The organism is Anaerorhabdus sp., assembly GCF_036637135.1.
Classification (GTDB): Bacteria; Bacillota_I; Bacilli_A; order Erysipelotrichales; family Erysipelotrichaceae; genus Anaerorhabdus.
Genome location: NZ_JAVWNC010000036.1, coordinates 1 through 21,403, shown reverse-complemented (window position 1 = coordinate 21,403; position 21,403 = coordinate 1). Strand labels below are relative to the sequence as shown.

Genomic DNA, 21,403 nt, shown 5'->3' with positions numbered 1-21,403 from the left:
GAAAATTAATTTTTTACACAAATCATGAAAGAACCTTTATGAAGCTCCCAAATTCCTCTCTCATAGAATTTGTTTCCAATAAACCCATACTCTTCTATGCTACGAGGAGTTATAACGAAGGTCAAAATCATTAGCGTAGTTTTTAGATTCCTGCTTCAAGTTCATCAAAGTCCAAATCTATCATCTAATAGTGGTGGTATTCAAAGTTTTGTTGAAGCAGGTTTCTTTTTTTACGCTTATACAAACTCTCAGATTTCGCTTGCTCAAAATCTAGGTTCTCTAAGATGTAATCCTTTCGTTTCATTGCATATCCTCTATTCATCGCTGTATCTTTACTTTAATCGTAGAGAACTTTTCTATAAGATTAAAAAGAAAAGCATTCCTCAATGGAATGCTAAATTGTAAGTATTGTTTTCTTCTTAACGCTATACAAATATCCTAAACTTAACAAACAACAGAAAGCTTCAGTAATTACAAATGCCCACCATGATATGTTTAATCCAAATAAATTTGCCATAACATACGTCATTGGCACAAGTAGTACCATTTGTCGTAATAATGTTATAACTAGAGATTTACTTCCTTGATCAAGAGCTTGGAACACTGAACATAGAATCATAGAAATACCTGCAAATACAAATGAAATACTTATCGTACGTAAAGCTGGAATTCCAATTGCTAACATATCTTCTTTAGCATCAAACAAATAAAGTAATTGTTCTGGTACAAGTTGGAAGATAATAGTTCCGATTAACATAATCACAGTTGCGAGTATTAATGAAAAGCGAATTGAATCCAAGATTCGTTGTTTTTGCTTTGCACCGTAATTGAATGAAACAATCGGTATTAAAGCATTTGTTATACCAGAAACAGCCATAAATACAAATTGCTGTAATTTATAGTAAATACTGAATACAGATACTGCAAGTGTTGAAAACTGAACTAATATCATATTCATAAACACAGTCATAAAACTCATAATTGATTGCATCAATATTGCTGGAATTGCAATACGATAAATATTTTTAATTAATCCCAAATCCAATTTAAAATCTTTTAAATGTAACTGAACTAAAGTTATCTTATACTTTGTAATGACAATTCCCAAAATCATCGCTACCATTTGCCCGATTACTGTTGCTATTGCAGCTCCTGTTACGCCCATCGCTGGTAAGCCAAAGTAACCAAAGATAAAAATAGGATCTAAGATAATGTTTACTAGTGCACCTACCCCTTGAATAACCATGTTGTAGACCGTATTACCTGTTGATTGCATAATTCTTTCATATGTAATTTGCATGAATACACCCACTGAGAAAATCATACAAATTTGCATATAACTAACACCCATGTTAATAATTTCCGGATTATCAGTAAATAGACTTAAGAACTGTTTAGAAAACAAGAATCCCAATAACGCAAACACAAGTCCATTAATTAATGATAACATCAATCCATGTAATGCAACTTGATTGGCATCTTTTTGCCTTTTTAAACCCAAATTTCTAGATAATATGGCATTTATTCCTACCCCTGTTCCGCAAGCTACTGCGACTAATATCATTTGTATTGGATAACACAAAGATACTGCAGTTAAGGCATCTTCTGATACCCTTGCGACAAACATACTATCGACTATATTGTAAAGCGCTTGAACTAACATTGAGATAATGATTGGTAAAGACATGGTCATAATTAGCTTATTAATTTTCATACTGCCCATTTTGTTTTCTTGCATTGTTTTGCCTCCATTTCAAACTAAAAGGAACCCGAGGTTCCTTGATTTATTCACTCTGATAGTTTCTCATGTTTTATGCAAAGCGGGCATTAAACGTATGGGTCACGTTATCTGCTTGTTAATTTTAACCAATATTTCCAAAATTATCAATTACTTATTTATAAAAATATGATTTACTACTAATTATATATGTGGTGATATCGATTAGTATCTATAAATCTAAATAAGGAAACACGACAAAACCTATGCTTTCTATTGATTATTAGCCATTTTTTTAAGATTTTATCCTTGTACATAAGTTTAAATAGAGTATTATTAAATAAAGGATTAAAGGAGAATAAGCATGGGTGAACTTAGTTTTATATTTAAGGATAACTATGATAAAAATAATTTGGTTGGTGTCAATGGAGATGCTTCATGTTTAATATGTAAGGAAAAAGATTTTGAATCACTAATTGAAATCATGCCTAAAGGAACTGTTGGTTATATTTATACAATTCAAACAAATCTTGTTGAATTTAGCTATATTTTAGAGGGTATTATTGAATTTATTGATAATCAAGAAACAATCACTCTCAAGGCTGGAGACATTTATTTTCATCACTCATTAAATCAAAACCACATGTTTCGTGTTATTGAAGATGCACGAGTACTAAATCTAAATACCGGCCCGTATTACTCAAGTTATGAAGAAGATGAGAATCACTTAATGACCGTATTAGAAAACTTACAAAAAGTCGATGGCGATACACTGAATCATTGCATTCGAGTACGAAGACTTTGTTTGGGAATTACATATTTTTTACGTGAAGGTTTTGAACAACTGGATGATCTTTATTTTGCCGCTATCTTCCATGATGTTGGTAAAGCAAAAATTCCTCCTGAAATTCTGATGAAACCTGGAAAATTAACTACTGAAGAATATGAGATTATGAAGGAACATAGTCGATATACGTATGAGATGATAAAAGAACGCTATGGTGAAACAATTGCAGAAATTGCATTCCAACATCACGAAAAACTGGATGGTACTGGATATCCTCGAGGACTTAAAGCGAATGAAATTTGTTTATTAGCTAGAGTCATCGCAGTAGCAGATGCCTATGATGCAATGGTAGTAACTCGACCTTATCACGTTGGCAAATCAATACAAGATGCAATCAAGGAATTAAGACGTTGCCAAGATACACAATTTGATAGTAAGGTTATTACAGCTTTAGAGTCATATTTGAGAACACTTGATTAACATAAATTCAAACTATGTTTACTTTACGATAAATATACAAAAACCATGTGTCTTAAGGCAATGTGTCTTAAATTACATGGTTTTTTAATGTTCTATATTAAAACTATTAAACTAAATAAGGAATCATTAACTTAACTAAATCTTCTCTATTTTTATATTATTTCTACCACTAGCCTTTACATCATATAGGATACGGTCTACCTGATAATATAATTCATCAAAGTCCTTAATTTGATGAAATACAACAATACCTATACTAATCGTTAATGAATAGTTGTTTTCTATTGTATGCATATTATCTAGAAATTTTTGGCAAATATTTTGTAATTCATCACTGTCTTGTACAGAATCCATATAGACCATGAATTCATCACCACCAAGACGACCTGTAATATATTGACCAAACGTATGATTCAATTGATTACCAAATTCACTTAATAGACGATCACCTTCAAAATGTCCATTTGTATCATTGATAATTTTAAAGTTATCTAAGTCCATTGATATGATTGAACCACTCGATTTTCTATCAATACATTCTTGAACTTTTGTTTTAAATGTTTGTTGGTTATATACTTTAGTTAATTGATCATATTGTGATAACATTTCATATTTTTCTTTTTCTTTATCTAACTCTTTATTCATTTGATTCGCTTTAAATAAGAACAATGATAATACGCCTACCATCATCACTGAGACGACTAAAATAATTCCAACTGATTCTGCAGGATTTTGTTTGAAGTAATCCATTAAAGAATATTTCTCTTTATCAATAACGTTACTATAAATAATTTCATCAATTTGATGTTGACTGATTCCACGAATTCCCTGTTCCAAAATATTCATAATGCGATAATCTTGTTTATTATGTAATCCTATAGCCAACTGATAGTTTTCATAAATTGAAGGAATTATAGAAACATTACGATAATAACTACTCAAATATTGTGCACGATATCCATCAATATAAGCTTCTTTATAGTTTCCTTGAGATACCATCTTGAACATATCTTGATCATCATAGTTAACAATATAATCTGAATTAAGATTTAAATAACCCGACATAGCAATTTGATTATTTCGTGAAACATAACTATTTGATATTCGCACAATTGGTAGTTCAACAATGGGTGATGTTAGTAAATAATTCCTATTGATTGCTCTTGAGTATTCGTTTGGAACTCCCAATATCATGTCAATAACACCAAATTCAAAATCATCAGTTAGATTATCCAATGAATCCATTTGAACATAATTAATCTTCAACCCTGTATTCTCACTAATTAGATTCATTAAATCAATTAGAATCCCTTTAAATTGTTTAGATGATTCATCATAGTATTCTAGTGGGTAATTATTGGGGATTACCCCAACATTCATTGCTCTTAAATTAGTAATTAAAGTTTTTTCTTCGCTTGTTAATGCCGTTGATAAATTGGCTGTTGAATAATACTTTTCATATAATGAATTTGTAAATTCAGGATCCAATATATTTAATTCCTTCATTGCATCATTAATCAAAGAAATCACATTTGTCTTGTTACTAGCAGTTACAAAATAATATGGTGATTCAGCTAAATTATCAACAACTTTAAGATCAGCTGATTTCGCAGTATCTCTTCCAATCATTAAATCAATTTCATTATTTAGTAGTGCACATTCTGTCTCTACATAAGAATCAAACTCAACAATCGTTGGTGTTAACTTATTTTCTTCACAATAATTTTCTAATAACTGTCTTTGTGATTTTGATGAAGCAATTAAACCAATTTTAACTGGTTCATTCATTAAGACCACACGCTCGTTCATGTCATTATTATCACTTCTAGCTAGTAAGGAAGTACTTACGTACCCATAAGAAAAATCACTATATAAATATCCGTCATCAAATCCATTATTTTTTAGCATTCCACCTACAAGATCAATTTTACCCTCTTTAACTTTTTCTAAGATATCAAGAATTTGTTCATTGATTGGATCATAATAGATATACTCAAATTGAACTGGTGAGAATTGCTCCAGTTTAGTTAAATATTCATGAGTGTATCCAGTAAGATAATCATCAGAAAGTGCATCAATATTGACACCCTCTTCTTTAAGAATTGCTACTGTAATCGTTGCTCTTTCTATGTAAGAAAGTTTAGATTTTTCTGCAAGTGTTGGCATAATGAATGATGTTAATATAACACAAGCTAAAAGAATCAATAGATTTGTTCGTATTTTTTTTATTTTCATGTGCGTACCTTTATTAATTGTATTGTACCATATCTCAACGTAACTTAGAAAGAAACTAAGTTACCCTTCAGTACCTTTTCACAACATTATTTATCAATTTGTAGATGAATCATCAATTTCAAACCTTAAATATTGTAATACACAGTATCATTAATTGTCAAAAATACAACAATTAAAACACTTACACAAACTATGATATTCTTTACTATTTCAATGTTGATTATCAATAAACATTAACTTCATCTATTTTCATTGTTTTAGATTCATTAAGCATTTTATAAAGTCTTTTTGTTTCTCTATATGAATACCATGACCACAATTAAACCGTATTATTTGACAATTTACAATAAGCCTTGAAACTCTTTCTAGGTCATCTTCACTTAGAGCTGCCATCAAAATACCATCTTCACTGATATTAGTTTGAGCTTTCATAAATAGAGTTTTACATTGTATATTTTCCAATATACTATCGTGTAAAATACCACAATGGAATGAATCATTATAAAATGTTTCACCAAACAATGGATCATAATTATTCATTCCTTGAAAACCACTGAGTGCAATTTTAGGCCAGAACATTACTTTCAAATTTCTTTCTGGGTGCTTTTGTCTATACTTAATTGCCATCGCTATCATTTTATTTTTAATTTTTTCTCTCGACTTCTCAGGAAAAAAATTCCATGCATACTGGTTACTGAAATAATATAAAACGAAATCATTGTTTTCATCCTGATTTATATAGTTATGACAAACAGTTGATAAATCAATATAATTAAAACTATTTTTACGTTTTTCTCCTTGTGATGAAAAGAATGGCGGATCTTCTAATATTAAACAATCGCAAAGTTCTGTATTAGAAGCAATATATGCGGCAATCAAGCCCCCAGAAGAATGACCTAGTAAGTAAACTTTGTCCTTAACTACATTTTTAATAAAACTTATTATGGCATTGCTTATATCTATCACATTATATTGTTTAGCATCATGTAGACTTTTTCCATGACCATAACAATCTATCGAAAAAATATGATACTTCTTTGATAAATATTTCCATACATTATTAAAACTAGTTGCATCAACTCCTTGAGCATGAATAAGAACTAATGGTTGCAAGTCATTTTTTATTTCAAAGTAATTGAGTTCTATCGCATGTTCTTTATAAATATGTTCTTCAACCATGTTTATTCATCCCCCTTATATCGACATTTCAACCCTTCATATCCATCTGTTAATATCTTACTTATAATTTCTTCATTCCATTCTAAATAGGATGTAGCTATTGTAGTTGCTATTCCATGAACATAAAACCACATTTCACTATGAAATAGAGTTGCTTCATCTTCACTTAATCCTAAATTTTTTTGAATTAATTTGATTAAAGGCATTATTTCATTATTATTATCCATAATTTCATTAGAACGATCACGCATAAAGAGTATCTTAAAAAGTTCTTTTTCTTCTTTTGCAAAACGAATATACCCCATTCCGCTTGCTTTGTAAGGTGGATAATTTCCTTTTGTCATTTCTTGTTCTAAATAACTTTGATACACTTTATTAGATGCTTCTAAAACTTCATGTACCACCTCGTCCATGTTTTCGAAAAGACTGAAAATCGGCTTAGAAGAAGATCCTAATTTTTCACCAATTGCCCGAGCGGTAACTGCTGAAATACCTTTGTCTCTAGATAATGCTAGTGCAGCTTCTATTACTTCCTCTTTTGTAAACATGAATTTTCGTGGCATTCTATTTCCTCCTTTTTTAAGGTAACATACGTTGTGCAACACTTGTTTCTTTATTATATCTCAATTGATTCTTTTGTCAAATTACATAATATTGAATCTCCTATCCATATCCCTATTCAATTTTCACCAAGAAAATTGATTTGTTACAAAAATCATGAAAGAACCTTTATGCAGTATTCTTCTATGCTACGAGGTAGTTATTGACGAAGGTTGAATTCATTAGCGTAGTTTTTAGATTCCTACTTCAAGTTCATCAAAGTCCAAATCCATCATCTAGCAGTGGTAAGACGCAAAGTATTGACACTCTCTTGATATCCCTTTGATTGCTGTATCTTTACTTTAATTTTAGAGAACTTTTCTATAAGAAAAAAGTGGTTTAGTTTTTCTCTAGCCCACCTATTCTTTCAAACAAATCGATTTCTTAACTTAGTAACTGTGTCTAAGATTTCATCTATATCTTTTTCACTTACATGATTTTTGGCATATTCACATATCTCTCTTACATTACCTACACCATACTTACCCAACATCCATTCATGATAAGGAAATAACCAAACATGAAAATGTGAAGATCTTTCTTCTTGAATTACTGTTATCTGGTTTGTTATATTTAATTCTTTTAAATTCACAATTGTTTTATGAATTAAGTCAATTAGAAGATGTTGTTCAATGTCAGTAAGTTGAGTTATTGATTGAACATGTTTTTTTGCATTGATAATCATGAACCCTTTGATAGGAATCAATGGATCTTGTTGAATTGTAAAATATTCATCTTCATAAACTAAATCACCAGGAACAATTACTGTATGATTCGTTATACCACACCCTAAACAATCAACATTCCACGCATTACCTAAGAAATCGATAATTATATCCGTTTTCTTTCCCATGATAATCCTCAACTTTCAAATTATTTAAAATACATGTACAAGCTTACTATAAACATTATGAACCAAAGAACGCCAATTTTGTATAAACGATATTTTGATATCTTATTTCTCTTAAAAAGTACTAAACAAATTACAAACAATATTATCATTAGCAACAGCAGCAAGAAAGAATCCATGATATTTCTCCTTTTTTTATAAATATACAATAACATACTCGTTACTCATATTAAAGAATCACTGACCATAACTATTTTTCAACGTAATCAATAACAACTTGATTATTCATAATATAGGTTACCTTGTTATTCTTCTCACTATTGAATCGATAAACACAATAGAAAGAAGAAATTATTATTATCTAAAATGTTCGATTAATTTTATAAACATGAACTAATTTAACTATATTAAATGCTAAAAACAGACAAATATTATTAGAAATAAGGAATGTAAAAAATATTTGATAGACAAAAATATGCCTAAATGCAATGATTTCATCGTTAGATATGAGTTTATATCTAATAGACAATCCATTATTTATCTTACTATGGATTTTAGTGTATAAAATACACAGATTGGAGTATTATGGAAATCATAAATTTACTTTTAAATGCTTTGTTTCAAGTTCTTGTCTTTTCTGTTATACCATTGATTTGGTGGTTCATTACTTCACGAAAAAAAGAAAGTTTCTTTCACTGGATAGGTTTGGTTTCCATGAAGAGAAACTATAGCTTCGTTGTTGTTGCTATTGTTTTCTTTTGTTTAATTTGTTGGCTTATGCAAGTGTATATAGTTCCTTCTCTTTTACCATTAGGTTCTACAGTACAACAGTCATATTCTGGCGAAGGTAGTTCTGCAATTATTCCAATACTCATCTTTGGCATGATACAAACCGGTTTATCAGAAGAAATACTATTTAGAGGATTCCTTTTAAAGCGTTTATGCAATAAGCTGCCCTTTGAACAAGCTAATATCATTCAATCTTTAGTATTCGGTAGTATTCATGGCATTGGATTTTTTATGATGACAACGCCCTTTAAGGCATTTATTATCGTATTAATTACAGCGCTTCCAGCATGGATATTTGGTTATTTAAATGAGATAAAATGCGATGGTTCTATTATTCCTTCCTATCTTTGTCATGGAATTGGAAATTGCTTCATTTCTTTGTTATCAGCGTTTCTAATACTATAATTTACTATTTTATTATTAAGTTCATAGAAAAAGATCTCACAAAGTAAACTTTGTAATAGAGGAATAATAATACTATCCTCCAAAGACAATAAATCTAATAAAATCAACAAGAGCATGTGAACCCATAGCAGAGATTAGGTTTAACTTTCTTTGCATCAAAGCAAACGGTAATCCAAATAGCAAAGACAATCCAACAATACTTATCAGATCAATACCTGGATGTAGTAAGACATGAGGTAGTACCATTATCAAATAGGATAAGATAGTTTCTATCTTATCCATTTTTTTATCTTTTAGGATATAGATACACAATGCAAAATAAAATAATCTAAATAATACCTCTTCATATATCCCAATACCTAATGCACTAAGGAAATATTGAAGTACATAATTAAAATTGAATGTAGCATCCCCAATAATTAAGAAAATATTTACTATTGATAAACCTCCGCCAAGTAAGAAAATACACAGAAGTGTTTTAATACTATTCTTAAAACCTCCTAAGAAAGGAATATCATAACTTGTATTTTTTAAAAGTACTCTACATGCCACATATACAGGTAAGACAAAAACACTTAATATTGGATTCGTTGGTAAACAACATAACATCAACAATCCACCTATCAAAATATCACTTCTATTTATATGACTTTTCTTTTTAACTATAAAATAAATTGAAAGTATGAGTATAAATAGCATTAAAATGAGTAATGCATTCGACTTAACAGAAAACAAAGAAAACAAACATAGAAAAATCAACAATAAAAGCAATTTAGTTGATTCACTTTTCAATAATCCATTCATAATATCACCTGATTTAATTTTATCATATAATTTCTTAAACTAATTTTAAATTTCTTAATTTATTTTAAGTTCGATTGATATTTCGTTAGGTAAACAAATAATTGGATAATAATTTATTTTAGAAATCCACCCAAGAGAACTGCACGTATGATTAGGACATTCTTCATTCGTTATTCGCCATTGATGGTTATTGATCTCAATTGTAAATTTACCAAAGCTACCTTCTAATGAGTATTCTCCATCAATCCTCGAATCAAGCTCCAAAATATTTTCTGTTTTATGCAAAACTTTTATAACTTCACTTTGTTTTCTATTATAATCAGCTAAATATACAATCCCATAAATACTTATCGCTGCAATGAAAATACTAAAAATTACGATTATTTCATTTTTTCTCATGTTAACACCTTATCCACTTCATTATTAATAATAAAACTTTAAATTGGAGAAAAACATGTGCATTAAATGCCACATGTTTTTACACTTTTACAAAATTGTATTTAAAATAATTATTTCACTTGATCTTTAATAGAATCTAAAATTGCTTGACCTTCCTCTGTAGCACCAGTTACTGCATCAACCTCTAAACTTTGTTTTTCAATAATACTATTCACAAAGTTTGTAAACTGAGTTCCATCCATATACATATTGTCTTTACCTTCTGTAATTTGAATGAGAGCAACTTTACCTTGCGCTATTTTAATATCAAGTTTTAGTTTTCCATTTACATCAACAACATAAACTCCATCATTTAAGTCTTTGAAAATTGAATTATTAGATGTTTCACCTGCTTCAAGTATTTCTACAACAGCCGTAGTTTTTGATTTACCTCCAAATGCTGTTTGAGCAGCTGCACGTCCAGATGCTATAGCTTCTGATAAGAATACACCATTTTGATATAAATTCGATACATAAGACCCTAGTTCTCCTGCTTCATATAAATTAGGAATTATATTGCCTTCTCTATCTAAAACTTGAGATTTCGTATTACGTACTGCTCCTCCAGTTGTTGCTACTAGAGTAGGAGTGATTTCTACTGCATAATATGGTCCATTATTAATTGGAGTCATCGTACTCGCATCACGTCCGTAATCATTATCATTTCCTGTTACAGCCATTTCATTATAGCGGTTTATTGTCGTTTTTAACGTTTCAGTATCATATCCAATTTTACCCGCAAGTTCTTCAATAGAATCAGCTTTAATAATCCATCCTTTTTCTATTTCTTTTGAGTTATCTGATGACCAAGTATAATTCTCTGTTGTTATTGGCCAAGATAACCATGGAGATACCACCGATTCATTTGCACGTAATGATTCATCGAAAATAAACCAAACAGGTAATGCATCCGCATGCTTTAGATCGAGCCATTTACCATGTTCTAAATCTTTCATGTGTTGTCTGTGATAAGTTTTAGATTCATTGTAGAAACGATTACCAGTTGCATCTACTTGAATATAACTTCCAGACTTAAATGACATATTTAAAATGAATGTTGAATCGAATTCTGGTGTCTTAACTCCTAGCCAATACCCTCCAGATTGTGTTTGATTTTTCATATGCCAAAGTTGTGCACCAACTTTCATTAACATATAAATACCATCTCCTGTATTTCCTGGCGAACCAGAAGTGTAAACTTTATCTACGCCATGAAAATCTCGTTGCATTTCAAGATCATTTTCATACCCTCCGCAAGAGAGAAGAACCCCTTTGTTAGATTTAATTCTTATTTCTTTCCCTGTTGCATCTTTAGCAATAACACCCAGAACTACTCCAGTTTCAGGATCTTGAATTAATTCTGTACCTGCTACTCCATACGCAACTTCTACATTATCACGTAATTTAACTGCAGCATTGAAACCGTGCCATAAACCTCCTGGCATAAATGAACCAGAGTCTTTCTCACGTATATGCGCTGAAGTTCCTTTAAAGTTAGAACCAGGTAGATTTCCAAACTCAACTACAAGGCTTCCCCAACGAAGTGGACCTCCACCAACATAACCTACTTCAAATCCTGCAGCATCCATAGTCCCCGAAATCCATTCTATTTGATCTGCAAATTCTTGAGCTAACCAACGCGAGTAATCTTCAGGAATTGGATTCGGTTGACTCATTGCGACAACATAATCATGAAAAGTATCAACATCATCTTTTGCAGGTACAACAAACGTTTGCCCAGACGCAATAGAATTTCCCCCTTCTAACGCTTCTGGCATCTTTTCTAAAACAAGAATTGATGCATTTGGATCAATATCACTTGCTTCTACCGCTGCAGCTTGCCCAGCTAATCCATACCCTACAATTAAGAAATCAACTTCTCTATCCCACTTATAGTTGCTAGCTGAATTAGTTGGTTGAGTACAACCTGTCAGCGAAGCAAATAAAGTAAGAATAGCCAAACATTTAACAATTAACTTTTTCATCATTCTCTCCTTATTATTTACTGTAAACATATATTTACATTCACATGATATCACAATGGTTTAGATTGTCAATATTTTCACATGGTTATCCAATAAAAAAGAGCTTTTATTCAGCTCTCATTTTCATTTTAGGTAAAATATGATTTATATCTAATATTGCTCGGATAAGGTTTTCTTGATCATTCACACTTAATTTTGACATTTCATTTACAAATCTTTCAACATAAATATCCTCTGCACCACGTGTTGCTATTAATCCGTCTTCTGCCAAAACTATATAAATTGTTCTTCGATTACTCTCTTCATATTCTCTTTTAAGTAGATTTCGTTCAACAAGCAATTGAACATGCTTAGTTGCTTGTTGTTTAGACATGTGCATTTTAGAAGCAAACTCACCCATCGTCATTCTTCCAAACTTTCGTAAATACCATAAACTACTCATTTGATTTGGAGATAAACTATACTTTACTTTAAACTCACGTGCAAATGATTTACTAACTTTTTCTAAATTTATATCAATATAATTAATTAATTCCTTTTTCAATTCTTTTTTATCCATGATCTTACCTCTAGTATAATTATAATAAAAAATAAGTTATTAATCTACAAAGTTATTGTAATAAAGTAATAATATACATATTTCTAAAACTCATTTACAAATAAATAATTAGTTTAATTAATAATACTACTAGGATTAACATTCTTAAACACGAGAAGTGCATTATAAGATTTAATCGGAATCATATTTAAAGTATAAAACATTTTGTTCGATAGCAGCGACTCTAAAACACTTATATTAAAACCAGACATTGCAATATTTTCTTCCAAGAGTTCCTTCCATAATTTATCTTCAGAAACAGTCATAATATCAATATAATAAAATTCCTGATTTACTTGTTCAAATATCTTTGTTAATTTTGTTTCATTTCTTGCATTTAATACTTCAAATCCCGTTTCTGTTTGAGAATTAAATGTTGTTTCTAGTGAATCAGATCCTATTGCATAATATCCTTCACCATATTCACTTGCTAGTTGTTCACCTAAGCTAAGATATCCTGAACTTGAAACCCTCGCAATGTGACCATTATGGCCATTAATATACAATGTACTTCCAAAATTTCTAGCTGCTAACCAATCTACTTTTTCTTTCATAATTCTATCTCGCGCTGTATTGTAGTCACTCGCAAGTAATACTTCAGTATATTGTTTTAATGAATTTACACATTCAAATAGAAGATTTGTTTCTTTTTCACCAACTGAGTTTTTAAGTAATTCTCTATTACTTTCTAATTCTTTATCAAATTCAATTAATTGTTCTTGATAGTATTCTACCTGATCGCTAGTTAAATCTAATCTTGTATTATCATTCATATCTTTCAATTGCTCTCTATACTTATCACTTAAATCAGGTAATACTTCACTTATTTTATCAAAGATATATTCTTTGCTATTATCAAATCTTTGCATATCAAAACCATAAAAATGTAATTTATTCTCATCAACCGCATTTTCATTATATAGTCTCATCCATTCTACTAACTCAACTAATTCTTGTGTGTTATAGATTCTAAATCCTATTTCATTTAATACTTCTTCTGCGGTTCCTTCCCCTCCATGAATATATTCTTCAACTTTTAAGCATCCACCAAAATCACCTTCAATAGCAAATATCTTTGCATTATTATTTTCCACAAGATTTTGAAAAATTTGCATTTTCATTTGATGATATTCTTTAACACCGTGACTTGCTTCACCTACTCCTACAATTCTTACATAATTAGGAATTTTAACTTCTGATATATCGTATATCGTTTTGTCCATATTCATAGTTTTGTTGGATTCTGTTTGATTTAAACTACATCCAAATAAAGACATAACTAGTGTACTAATCACAATTAGTTTTCTTAGATATTTATTATTCTTCATTTTCAACCTCACTGGTCAATTGATACATTTTTTTTACCTTTGTTCCTAGATATGCAAAATAAACTGAATATACCGCAAGCCACAATAATGGCAATGTTCTTAACAATACAAATGGTAATTCAAAGAAGAACCCTAACCAAAATTCCTGACCCGTTCTTTCAAATAAACCTTGCGTTAGGAATCCTAATCTTGATAAATCAAAGTCAATGTTTAATAGTAAACCCGTAACTAAAGCAATCATCAACAATGAATAAAACGCGCTTGAATTATATAACTTCTTATAACGTTCATCGGCTGAATCCTTATCAGAAAACAAAGTTGCATCATGACTAATATTTACTGGTAAAAAATATTGATTACCACTACCCTTATTACCAGATACATGTTTCCAACCTGCATCTTCAAATAAAGTGATGTAATTATTAAATTCTATTTTTGTTTTGAATGCTCTATAATCAACTTTATAGTTTAAATCCTGTTTTTCACCAGTTGAAAACTTATAATAGCCATACTCAGAATGTTTATTCAAAATAAATCCTTTTAGAGCCATTTCATGCAAGTATTTTTCTTCTTCTTCAAAATTGATAAACATCTTAAATACTATCATTTATATATCCTCCTTCACATTTTCAAAAATTGAAACCATATGTTTAAGCCTCTTTGATTCAAGAATCAATAACTCTTTTCCTTCTTGTGTCGTTTGGTAAATTTTTCGTCGCGGATCAGGCGAAGGCATTGTTCTTATCAAGTTTTGCTTAAGTAAATTTTCAAGAGCTCCATACATTGTTCCTGCAGCTATACGTACCCTACCATCACTTAATTGTTCAGCATTTTGCATAACAGCATAACCATGATTCGGCTCTAATAATGAAATCAAAATATAGTATGTCGTTTCAGTTAATGGTAATTTCTTTTCTAAGTTCATATACTATCTCCACTTCTTATACAGTCATACTGTATAGTTAGACTATATATCGTAACACTGTATATGTCAATACTTTTTACTATTATTAATTAAAAATAAATAACACCTACCGTTATATACCAGTAGGTGCTTCTAATTTATACAATATTATTACCAAGTATTATCTTTGGCATTGTTGTTAAACAGCGATTCCATCGTTTGAAAAACTTATCTATCCCGAGTTTTGATACTCTTGCATGGGTTTCTTCATCTTCTAATACCCAGTATAAAACATAAGTTACTTTACCTAAATTACGTGTTAATTGGATTGGTAACTCTCCTTCTTTTACAGCATTAAAATCTTTTTGTCGATGTGTTCTTTTAATATATTTAACTTCCAAAACACCCTTTTGATTCAAGTAAAACTCAGCTACTTCTTTCATTAGTTCTTCAATTTCATCTTGTTTATCTACCTTAGCCTCATATATACATATTTCATTAAACATAGAATCACCTCTTTACTAGTAAAGATATTATATCAAATAATTCTTAAAGTTGTGTTCAAATTAAATTTGAATAATTACTTATACAAAACAGAAAACCAAAGTCTAGAGTAGTAAATTAGTTATATTCTATTTCCAATAAAAAAGCCCTATTTACAGGGCTGATTAACTATTGATTTCTTCGAAAGAATACCTTAATAAGTATCATACAAAGCTAATTATCATCTGATATATAGATCATCCTAGAACTTATCTATCTTTTAAAATAATCGCTTACTTCAAAACAATAATACGTTTTCTACCTCTACAAATTCCATTATTCTTTAGAATTTAAATTGGTTTGTTTTTTTTCATTTCTGAAACTACAAGAATTAATCCACAAATAAATTCTACCCACGATAGTATATAAGGAATATACATGTTGTAATTTTCATATACATCGTCCACGTAACAAGTGTCTTTGTTCCAATAAATAATAAGACTCCTCCAAATATTAGATGTATTAGAACTATCTGAAATATTCCGAATACAACAAAAATTTTATATTTCATAATTCATCACCCTTTCCTTTGCAATATCTTTTAAATTACTTAAAATATTACAGGTGTAAATAATCCTAATCATTATCACTCTTGATATAACAGAACCAATCTACCTTCATCGAGTAAACATAACCACATTTAGAGATATTTAGTTTTAACTTCATAGAACAAACATCGAACAAATTAAAAGCTCCAATGCTTTTTATGCAAAAGTGAGAAATTTTCTAAATAGTCATTAGAAATATTACAAATTGGAATATTGTGATAATTAAGACTATCACAAAAATATTTTTCCTTTTTTGTTCATAACATTTTAATAAACAATAACCACTAATGATCAACGAAAATAAACTAAAAAAGTTTAAAAATAAATCATAACTAATTATATTTAGTAATTTTAAAATACCTAATCCAAAACTAATAATAATTGAAACCAATATAACTATACGCATATTATCTCCTTGTATATTTCAATGAAAATATCTCCCTGTTTTTATTATATCAAAGTTTCTTTTTAATTTTTTTAACTCTCAAGTTTCTGCCTTTAACCCCACAACTAGACTACGAATTCTTGCATATTTATCAACTATTCTTAACTTTATGTTTAAAATATTCCTCTTTGATTACCCACTCTACTAAAAATGGTGTTTCGCTTGTTTCCAAACAAGAAGAAAGAAATACATAATGTACTAAACAACGTAAAATTCACTTTTCTAGCTAGTTATTGTGCTAAGGAATTAATTTTTATTGAATTATTAATATGACAAACTGAAATTTGTTATTCGTTATCATTTGTTCTACAATCTTTTACAAACTTCTCTAAATTTATTCTATGACTATACTTTATAGATGCAGTTTTATCCTTAGAAATTATAACATCATTCATATCAATACCATTTAAAGCAGCAATAGCAATTGTGTAGTGTATCACATCCGCTAACTCATTACCTAATTGGGCTTGCAAATCGTCTTGCCCAGCAAATTTTCTACCCGCCTTTTTATTAAGAACTTCTGCTACTTCACCTATCTCTTCTACGAGTTTCATAAACAAGCTTTGATCAACTCCACCATTTTTATAATGATCGAATAAGTATTCTTCCAGTTCATTTATTGTAATTTTCACAGTATCTTCTCCTCTACAAGTTCTAATTATTTTATATTATATCATCATCTAAAAATTAAACTGTGTATTTTTAAAGCAAACCTCTTAAAAAGAGTGTCATTAGTTTAAAAACATATCAAAATCGTATCATTCTTCTACTAAATAAGTATTCCGTCACTCATTTCAATAATTCGATCAGCGCGTTGAGCAAGCTTGATGTCATGTGTAACAAATACAACTGTAGTATTAAAGGTTTTTGCAGTATTTAGCATTAAATCTATAACTTTTTCTCCGTTAGCTTTATCCAAATTCCCTGTAGGTTCATCCGCGAGGATAACTATTGGTTTAATCATAAATGCACGTGCAATAGCAACACGCTGTTGCTCCCCTCCAGATAATTGATAAGGCTGTTTAAGCAATAAATCATTAAGGCCTAGTAATTCAACAAGTTCATTAAAATAATCTTGATTAATCTTTTTCTTATCTAACAAGAGTGGTAAACAAATATTATCTTTAATTGAATATTCTGGTAACAAATTAAAATTTTGATAAATGAATCCAATCTTATTTCTTCTATACATTGCTCGCTTATTATCATTAAACTGACTTGTATTTTGATTATCTAAATTTATAGTGCCATTTGTTGGCTTATCAAGTAACCCAATAACTTGCAATAGAGTCGATTTCCCGCTTCCGCTACGTCCAATAATCGCAACTACCGATCCTTCCTCAATACTAAAACTGACATCACTAACTGCAATTGTTTTCTCATCATATTGTTTACTAAGATTTTTAACTTGAATAATATTATTCACTTTATATTCCTCCAGATTCTTTCATATTTTTTATCGGTTCATTCATTATCAATTTATAGAGCGGATAAATTTGAATCAGTATATAAAGAATAATAATGATTCCATTTAATACAAGTTGCCAACCGATTGGATAGATAAAATAAATATTATTTCCATAAACATATATTTTTGTAAATTGGATTAAATATTTCGGCTGATTGATAATACTCATTATGCCTATCGCTAATCCATTCACAATGAAAATCAGTGGTAAAAGTACTAAAATAATCTTTCTTAGATAAGATTGTAATAACCTTTTCTTTGATATACCTAAAGCCTGAAGAATTCCAATTCTCTTTTGTTCTATTAATAATGATGAGCTGACTATATTCCACAATAAAATCAAGCAAAATATGACAAGTAAAGAACCTGAAAGAATGATAATTAATGACTTTTGACTACACTCTCTATAGAGCTGATCAACAATTTCGTAACTATCAGATTGAAGTAAACCACCTCTTGAAGTAACAATCGATGAAATTGATTTTCGAGTTGAATAGGATGCGTTTCTATCAATCGTAACGTTAACGTTTGTATATTCATCATTGGATACGATTCTATCTTCCATTCTCAACATAAGTTTTTTATAGAAATTTTGTGAAACAAATATGCTACCATTCGTTATTGGAGTGCTATTGCCAAGTAAAAGTTTATCATTAAGACTTGGTAATACTCCTAAAACTTCTATATCTTCAGCGAATACATTTGATTTGGTATAATCATGTCCTTCTTCATTTACAAACATATTACTTGATAATGCAAGTTTGCTACCCTGATGAATTGGTAATTCTAGTTCTTCATATCCCTGTTTAGATTGTTCTTCCATAATACTAAATTGATATATCATTCCTGTTTCAGTATTCTTTTCAAGTCTAACTTGATAATAGAGTACACCTTCACCATTCTTGAATTTTTGAATATCTTCTTGTTTCATATCAGATAATTGGATAAGTATGTCACTTTCCTTTTCAGACAGAACAAAAAAATTAGTTCTTAGAATTCCACGTTTATAGAAATAAACTGGCATTGGATCTAATGTTGAATCATATATCTCATTATATACTTTGTTTTGTCTTACCTCTTCATTTGTTACAAAATATTCCATACCTACATAATTATATGCCGCAACTTCTTGTACTTCAGGTATTTGTTTCAAATCATACAACAGATTTTCATCAAAAAACTGATTATCCTTACTTTGAATATTTATAGCAGCATAATCTACATTTCTATCATATGCCATCATCGTCCATCGAGATAGATATAATGCACTAATAGTCAAAAATAAAATAACTGCAGTTAATAGTATAACGGATCTATTTATTTTAGAAGCTACACTTACATTATCTATTCTTTTTGTTTTTTCATTTCGTAGATTTTCTGGATTATCAATTCTAATTAGTATGGATGATATGATAAATGAGCTCACATTCACAAAATAGAGTAAAAAAAGTAAAGAAACTATTTGATTCCATGGTATACTCAATAATAAATTTTTAGAAGCTGTATTAATTAATATTCCTATAAGTATACCTAGTGGAATCCCAATCAAAAAGCTAAATGAAAGAATTAGTAATGATTCAACGAAGACAAGTTTAGTGATCATTAATTTAGTAGCACCTAAATTCGACATCGTTATAAAACTACGTCTACGTCTATTTAGCAAAAGTGAATAAATCACTAAGCTTGAAATAAATGCTAACGCAAGTACTCCACTCTGTATAAGTACTAAAGATGTGTCAAAATTATCCTTTGTTGGATAGGCAAATTCATTTACTACAACATCAGTATTCTCACCTTGTATTAAATTATAAGAATCAAGATCATTTGCACCTTTCCATAAAACTTGATATGTACTAGGATAATCATTTGGAAAACCTGTTACAATTGCATTCACTATAGGTGTATCACCCTTTTGCCAAAACAAATCATACGCTGGTAGAATTCCAACTAACTTGTATTCGAAATTAATTGGCTCAAATATATGTTGGTTAAGTTGTTCTTTATTGAAATCTATGGGTAGTACTGGAATTGTTACGATACTTCCTAATTCATATGAACATCCAATGCTATCTAGTAGCGAAGTTGTCAAAGCAATTTCATCTTTATTTGACGGCAATTGTCCACTCAATAATTCAATACGACTAAGTTCTTTAAAATTACTATCAACTTGTCCAATTGAACCAAGAATAATATTATCTGAATAAATAAATGCATTTTGCCTTATGACACTACTGATTCCATCATCGTTAATACTTGGTTTATCTATATTGAACGTTGCAGTGTACCATTCACCATACAAATTTTTACGACTTTCATCAAGACTTTTCACACTACTTTGATTATAAATTAAAAAGGAAATAAGAAAAATAATCGACATGATAATCATCGATATTAAAATACTATTTTCTTTCTTCCTTCCAAGTATACCTTTTAATGACAAATACAGATTATTTTTCACAAACTTCACCATGTATCTTTCTCATAAATCCTATTTATACCAAAAAGCATGAATATCAGTATAGTAATAATCTCCACAAGTATTACATATACCTATATAGGTTTGCATACACTCTGTCTCACCTTCATTGTTGGTACGATCAAATCTATTACCCACAGTTGCATATCCATATATATGTTCATTACTATTATGTACTTTAGAAAATATATTCTCAGCCGAAACATTAAGAAGCGGGTTGGAACCTACTATAAAAAGTATAACAGTTACTATTTTCTTTGTCATATAAATCTCCTTTAATCTAGAAAAATTGCTTATCAAAGTTTTGATGAGCAATACATTCTATGCATACCAATACAAATGTTTATCCCAGTAGTAATAATCTCCACATTTTGTACATCGTGCTGTATAAGTTTGCACACGCTCAACTCTACCACTAGGAGCAGTTTTATCATGTTCGCTTCCAACTGGAGTATTTATATAAGTATGATAACAATCTGCATATAATTCTAAATTTTCTGGGTGTGTATGCCCATATCCATTATTTGGCAAATTTTCTTGTGCAAAACTTATTATTGGTGATCCTAATAGCATTAATGTAGCAAGTAAACTGATTACTATTTTTTTCATTTGTAATTTTCTCCTTTCATTTTTCTTAAATCTGGTTGATAAATACCACGATACGAGGTCGTGTGCAAAGATTTCTTTGCACTTTTAATGAATTGGTTTACTACTTGGTCAATTACTTTTTTTGCTTTCACAGTATTATCTCCTGATTAATTGATAACATTATTTTTTTATCACTTCAATACTTGTGGGCTAACTTGCAATATTCTGGGCTAAAT

At 29.6% G+C, this 21,403-nt stretch carries 22 protein-coding genes; 2 read left to right on the top strand and 20 right to left on the bottom strand.

Annotation, left to right across the window (positions count from 1 at the left end; translation table 11 throughout):
• Positions 1-394 precede the first annotated feature (394 nt).
• A complete protein-coding gene (locus RR643_RS07745; RefSeq protein ID WP_332482849.1) occupies positions 395-1,738 on the bottom strand; it encodes an MATE family efflux transporter in 1,344 nt (447 codons plus the stop codon).
• Between the two features lie 343 nt (positions 1,739-2,081).
• Here RR643_RS07745 and RR643_RS07740 point away from each other — a divergent pair, with 343 nt between their 5' ends.
• Positions 2,082-2,984 carry an HD-GYP domain-containing protein gene (locus tag RR643_RS07740; RefSeq protein WP_332482848.1) on the top strand — a complete coding sequence of 301 codons (903 nt, stop codon included), beginning with the start codon at positions 2,082-2,084 and terminating at the stop codon, positions 2,982-2,984.
• Positions 2,985-3,119: 135 nt separating this feature from the next.
• Here RR643_RS07740 and RR643_RS07735 read toward each other — a convergent pair whose 3' ends face one another.
• The 4 genes from RR643_RS07735 to RR643_RS07720 form a co-directional block, all read right to left on the bottom strand.
• Positions 3,120-5,219 carry a transporter substrate-binding domain-containing diguanylate cyclase gene (locus RR643_RS07735; RefSeq protein ID WP_332482847.1) on the bottom strand — a complete coding sequence of 700 codons (2,100 nt, stop codon included), beginning with the start codon at positions 5,217-5,219 and terminating at the stop codon, positions 3,120-3,122.
• A gap of 249 nt (positions 5,220-5,468) precedes the next feature.
• Positions 5,469-6,398, bottom strand: a complete 930-nt coding sequence (locus RR643_RS07730; RefSeq protein WP_332482846.1) for an alpha/beta fold hydrolase — start codon at positions 6,396-6,398, stop codon at positions 5,469-5,471.
• 2 nt (positions 6,399-6,400) lie between these two features.
• Positions 6,401-6,961: a TetR/AcrR family transcriptional regulator gene (locus RR643_RS07725; RefSeq protein ID WP_332482845.1), complete on the bottom strand. Its 561-nt coding sequence runs from the start codon at positions 6,959-6,961 to the stop codon at positions 6,401-6,403.
• Between the two features lie 404 nt (positions 6,962-7,365).
• Positions 7,366-7,851: a hypothetical protein gene (locus tag RR643_RS07720; protein WP_332482844.1), complete on the bottom strand. Its 486-nt coding sequence runs from the start codon at positions 7,849-7,851 to the stop codon at positions 7,366-7,368.
• Positions 7,852-8,433: 582 nt separating this feature from the next.
• Here RR643_RS07720 and RR643_RS07715 point away from each other — a divergent pair.
• Positions 8,434-9,042: a CPBP family intramembrane glutamic endopeptidase gene (locus RR643_RS07715; RefSeq protein ID WP_332482843.1), complete on the top strand. Its 609-nt coding sequence runs from the start codon at positions 8,434-8,436 to the stop codon at positions 9,040-9,042.
• A gap of 72 nt (positions 9,043-9,114) precedes the next feature.
• Here RR643_RS07715 and RR643_RS07710 read toward each other — a convergent pair whose 3' ends face one another.
• The 15 genes from RR643_RS07710 to RR643_RS07640 all read right to left on the bottom strand — a co-directional run bounded on the left by RR643_RS07710 (position 9,115) and on the right by RR643_RS07640 (position 21,319).
• Positions 9,115-9,846 carry a CPBP family glutamic-type intramembrane protease gene (locus RR643_RS07710; RefSeq protein WP_332482842.1) on the bottom strand — a complete coding sequence of 244 codons (732 nt, stop codon included), beginning with the start codon at positions 9,844-9,846 and terminating at the stop codon, positions 9,115-9,117.
• Between the two features lie 54 nt (positions 9,847-9,900).
• Positions 9,901-10,245, bottom strand: coding sequence for a NusG domain II-containing protein (locus RR643_RS07705; protein WP_332482841.1), 345 nt, complete (start codon positions 10,243-10,245; stop codon positions 9,901-9,903).
• A 110-nt stretch (positions 10,246-10,355) separates the two neighbouring features.
• Entirely contained in the window at positions 10,356-12,269 is a 1,914-nt protein-coding gene (locus RR643_RS07700; RefSeq protein WP_332482840.1) for an FAD-binding protein, read from the bottom strand.
• Between the two features lie 106 nt (positions 12,270-12,375).
• Positions 12,376-12,828, bottom strand: coding sequence for a MarR family winged helix-turn-helix transcriptional regulator (locus RR643_RS07695; RefSeq protein ID WP_332482839.1), 453 nt, complete (start codon positions 12,826-12,828; stop codon positions 12,376-12,378).
• A gap of 113 nt (positions 12,829-12,941) precedes the next feature.
• Complete coding sequence (locus tag RR643_RS07690) at positions 12,942-14,195, bottom strand: erythromycin esterase family protein (RefSeq protein ID WP_332482838.1); 1,254 nt, start codon at positions 14,193-14,195, stop codon at positions 12,942-12,944.
• Positions 14,185-14,802, bottom strand: coding sequence for a DUF2812 domain-containing protein (locus RR643_RS07685; RefSeq protein ID WP_332482837.1), 618 nt, complete (start codon positions 14,800-14,802; stop codon positions 14,185-14,187). Before RR643_RS07685 ends, RR643_RS07690 begins: the two co-directional genes overlap by 11 nt.
• Positions 14,803-15,120 carry a PadR family transcriptional regulator gene (locus tag RR643_RS07680; RefSeq protein WP_332482836.1) on the bottom strand — a complete coding sequence of 106 codons (318 nt, stop codon included), beginning with the start codon at positions 15,118-15,120 and terminating at the stop codon, positions 14,803-14,805.
• Positions 15,121-15,257: 137 nt separating this feature from the next.
• Positions 15,258-15,605 carry a hypothetical protein gene (locus RR643_RS07675; RefSeq protein ID WP_332482835.1) on the bottom strand — a complete coding sequence of 116 codons (348 nt, stop codon included), beginning with the start codon at positions 15,603-15,605 and terminating at the stop codon, positions 15,258-15,260.
• A 763-nt stretch (positions 15,606-16,368) separates the two neighbouring features.
• A complete protein-coding gene (locus RR643_RS07670; protein WP_332482834.1) occupies positions 16,369-16,596 on the bottom strand; it encodes a hypothetical protein in 228 nt (75 codons plus the stop codon).
• A gap of 326 nt (positions 16,597-16,922) precedes the next feature.
• Positions 16,923-17,267, bottom strand: coding sequence for a MazG nucleotide pyrophosphohydrolase domain-containing protein (locus RR643_RS07665; protein WP_332482833.1), 345 nt, complete (start codon positions 17,265-17,267; stop codon positions 16,923-16,925).
• Between the two features lie 137 nt (positions 17,268-17,404).
• Positions 17,405-18,061 (bottom strand): ABC transporter ATP-binding protein, encoded by a 657-nt coding sequence (locus RR643_RS07660; RefSeq protein WP_332482832.1) that lies wholly within the window; start codon positions 18,059-18,061, stop codon positions 17,405-17,407.
• A 1-nt stretch (position 18,062) separates the two neighbouring features.
• Positions 18,063-20,561 (bottom strand): ABC transporter permease, encoded by a 2,499-nt coding sequence (locus RR643_RS07655; RefSeq protein ID WP_332482831.1) that lies wholly within the window; start codon positions 20,559-20,561, stop codon positions 18,063-18,065.
• 30 nt (positions 20,562-20,591) lie between these two features.
• A complete protein-coding gene (locus RR643_RS07650; protein WP_332482830.1) occupies positions 20,592-20,843 on the bottom strand; it encodes a hypothetical protein in 252 nt (83 codons plus the stop codon).
• A 57-nt stretch (positions 20,844-20,900) separates the two neighbouring features.
• Positions 20,901-21,188, bottom strand: a complete 288-nt coding sequence (locus RR643_RS07645; protein ID WP_332482829.1) for a hypothetical protein — start codon at positions 21,186-21,188, stop codon at positions 20,901-20,903.
• Entirely contained in the window at positions 21,185-21,319 is a 135-nt protein-coding gene (locus RR643_RS07640) for a hypothetical protein (RefSeq protein ID WP_332475096.1), read from the bottom strand. Before RR643_RS07640 ends, RR643_RS07645 begins: the two co-directional genes overlap by 4 nt.
• Positions 21,320-21,403: the final 84 nt, after the last annotated feature.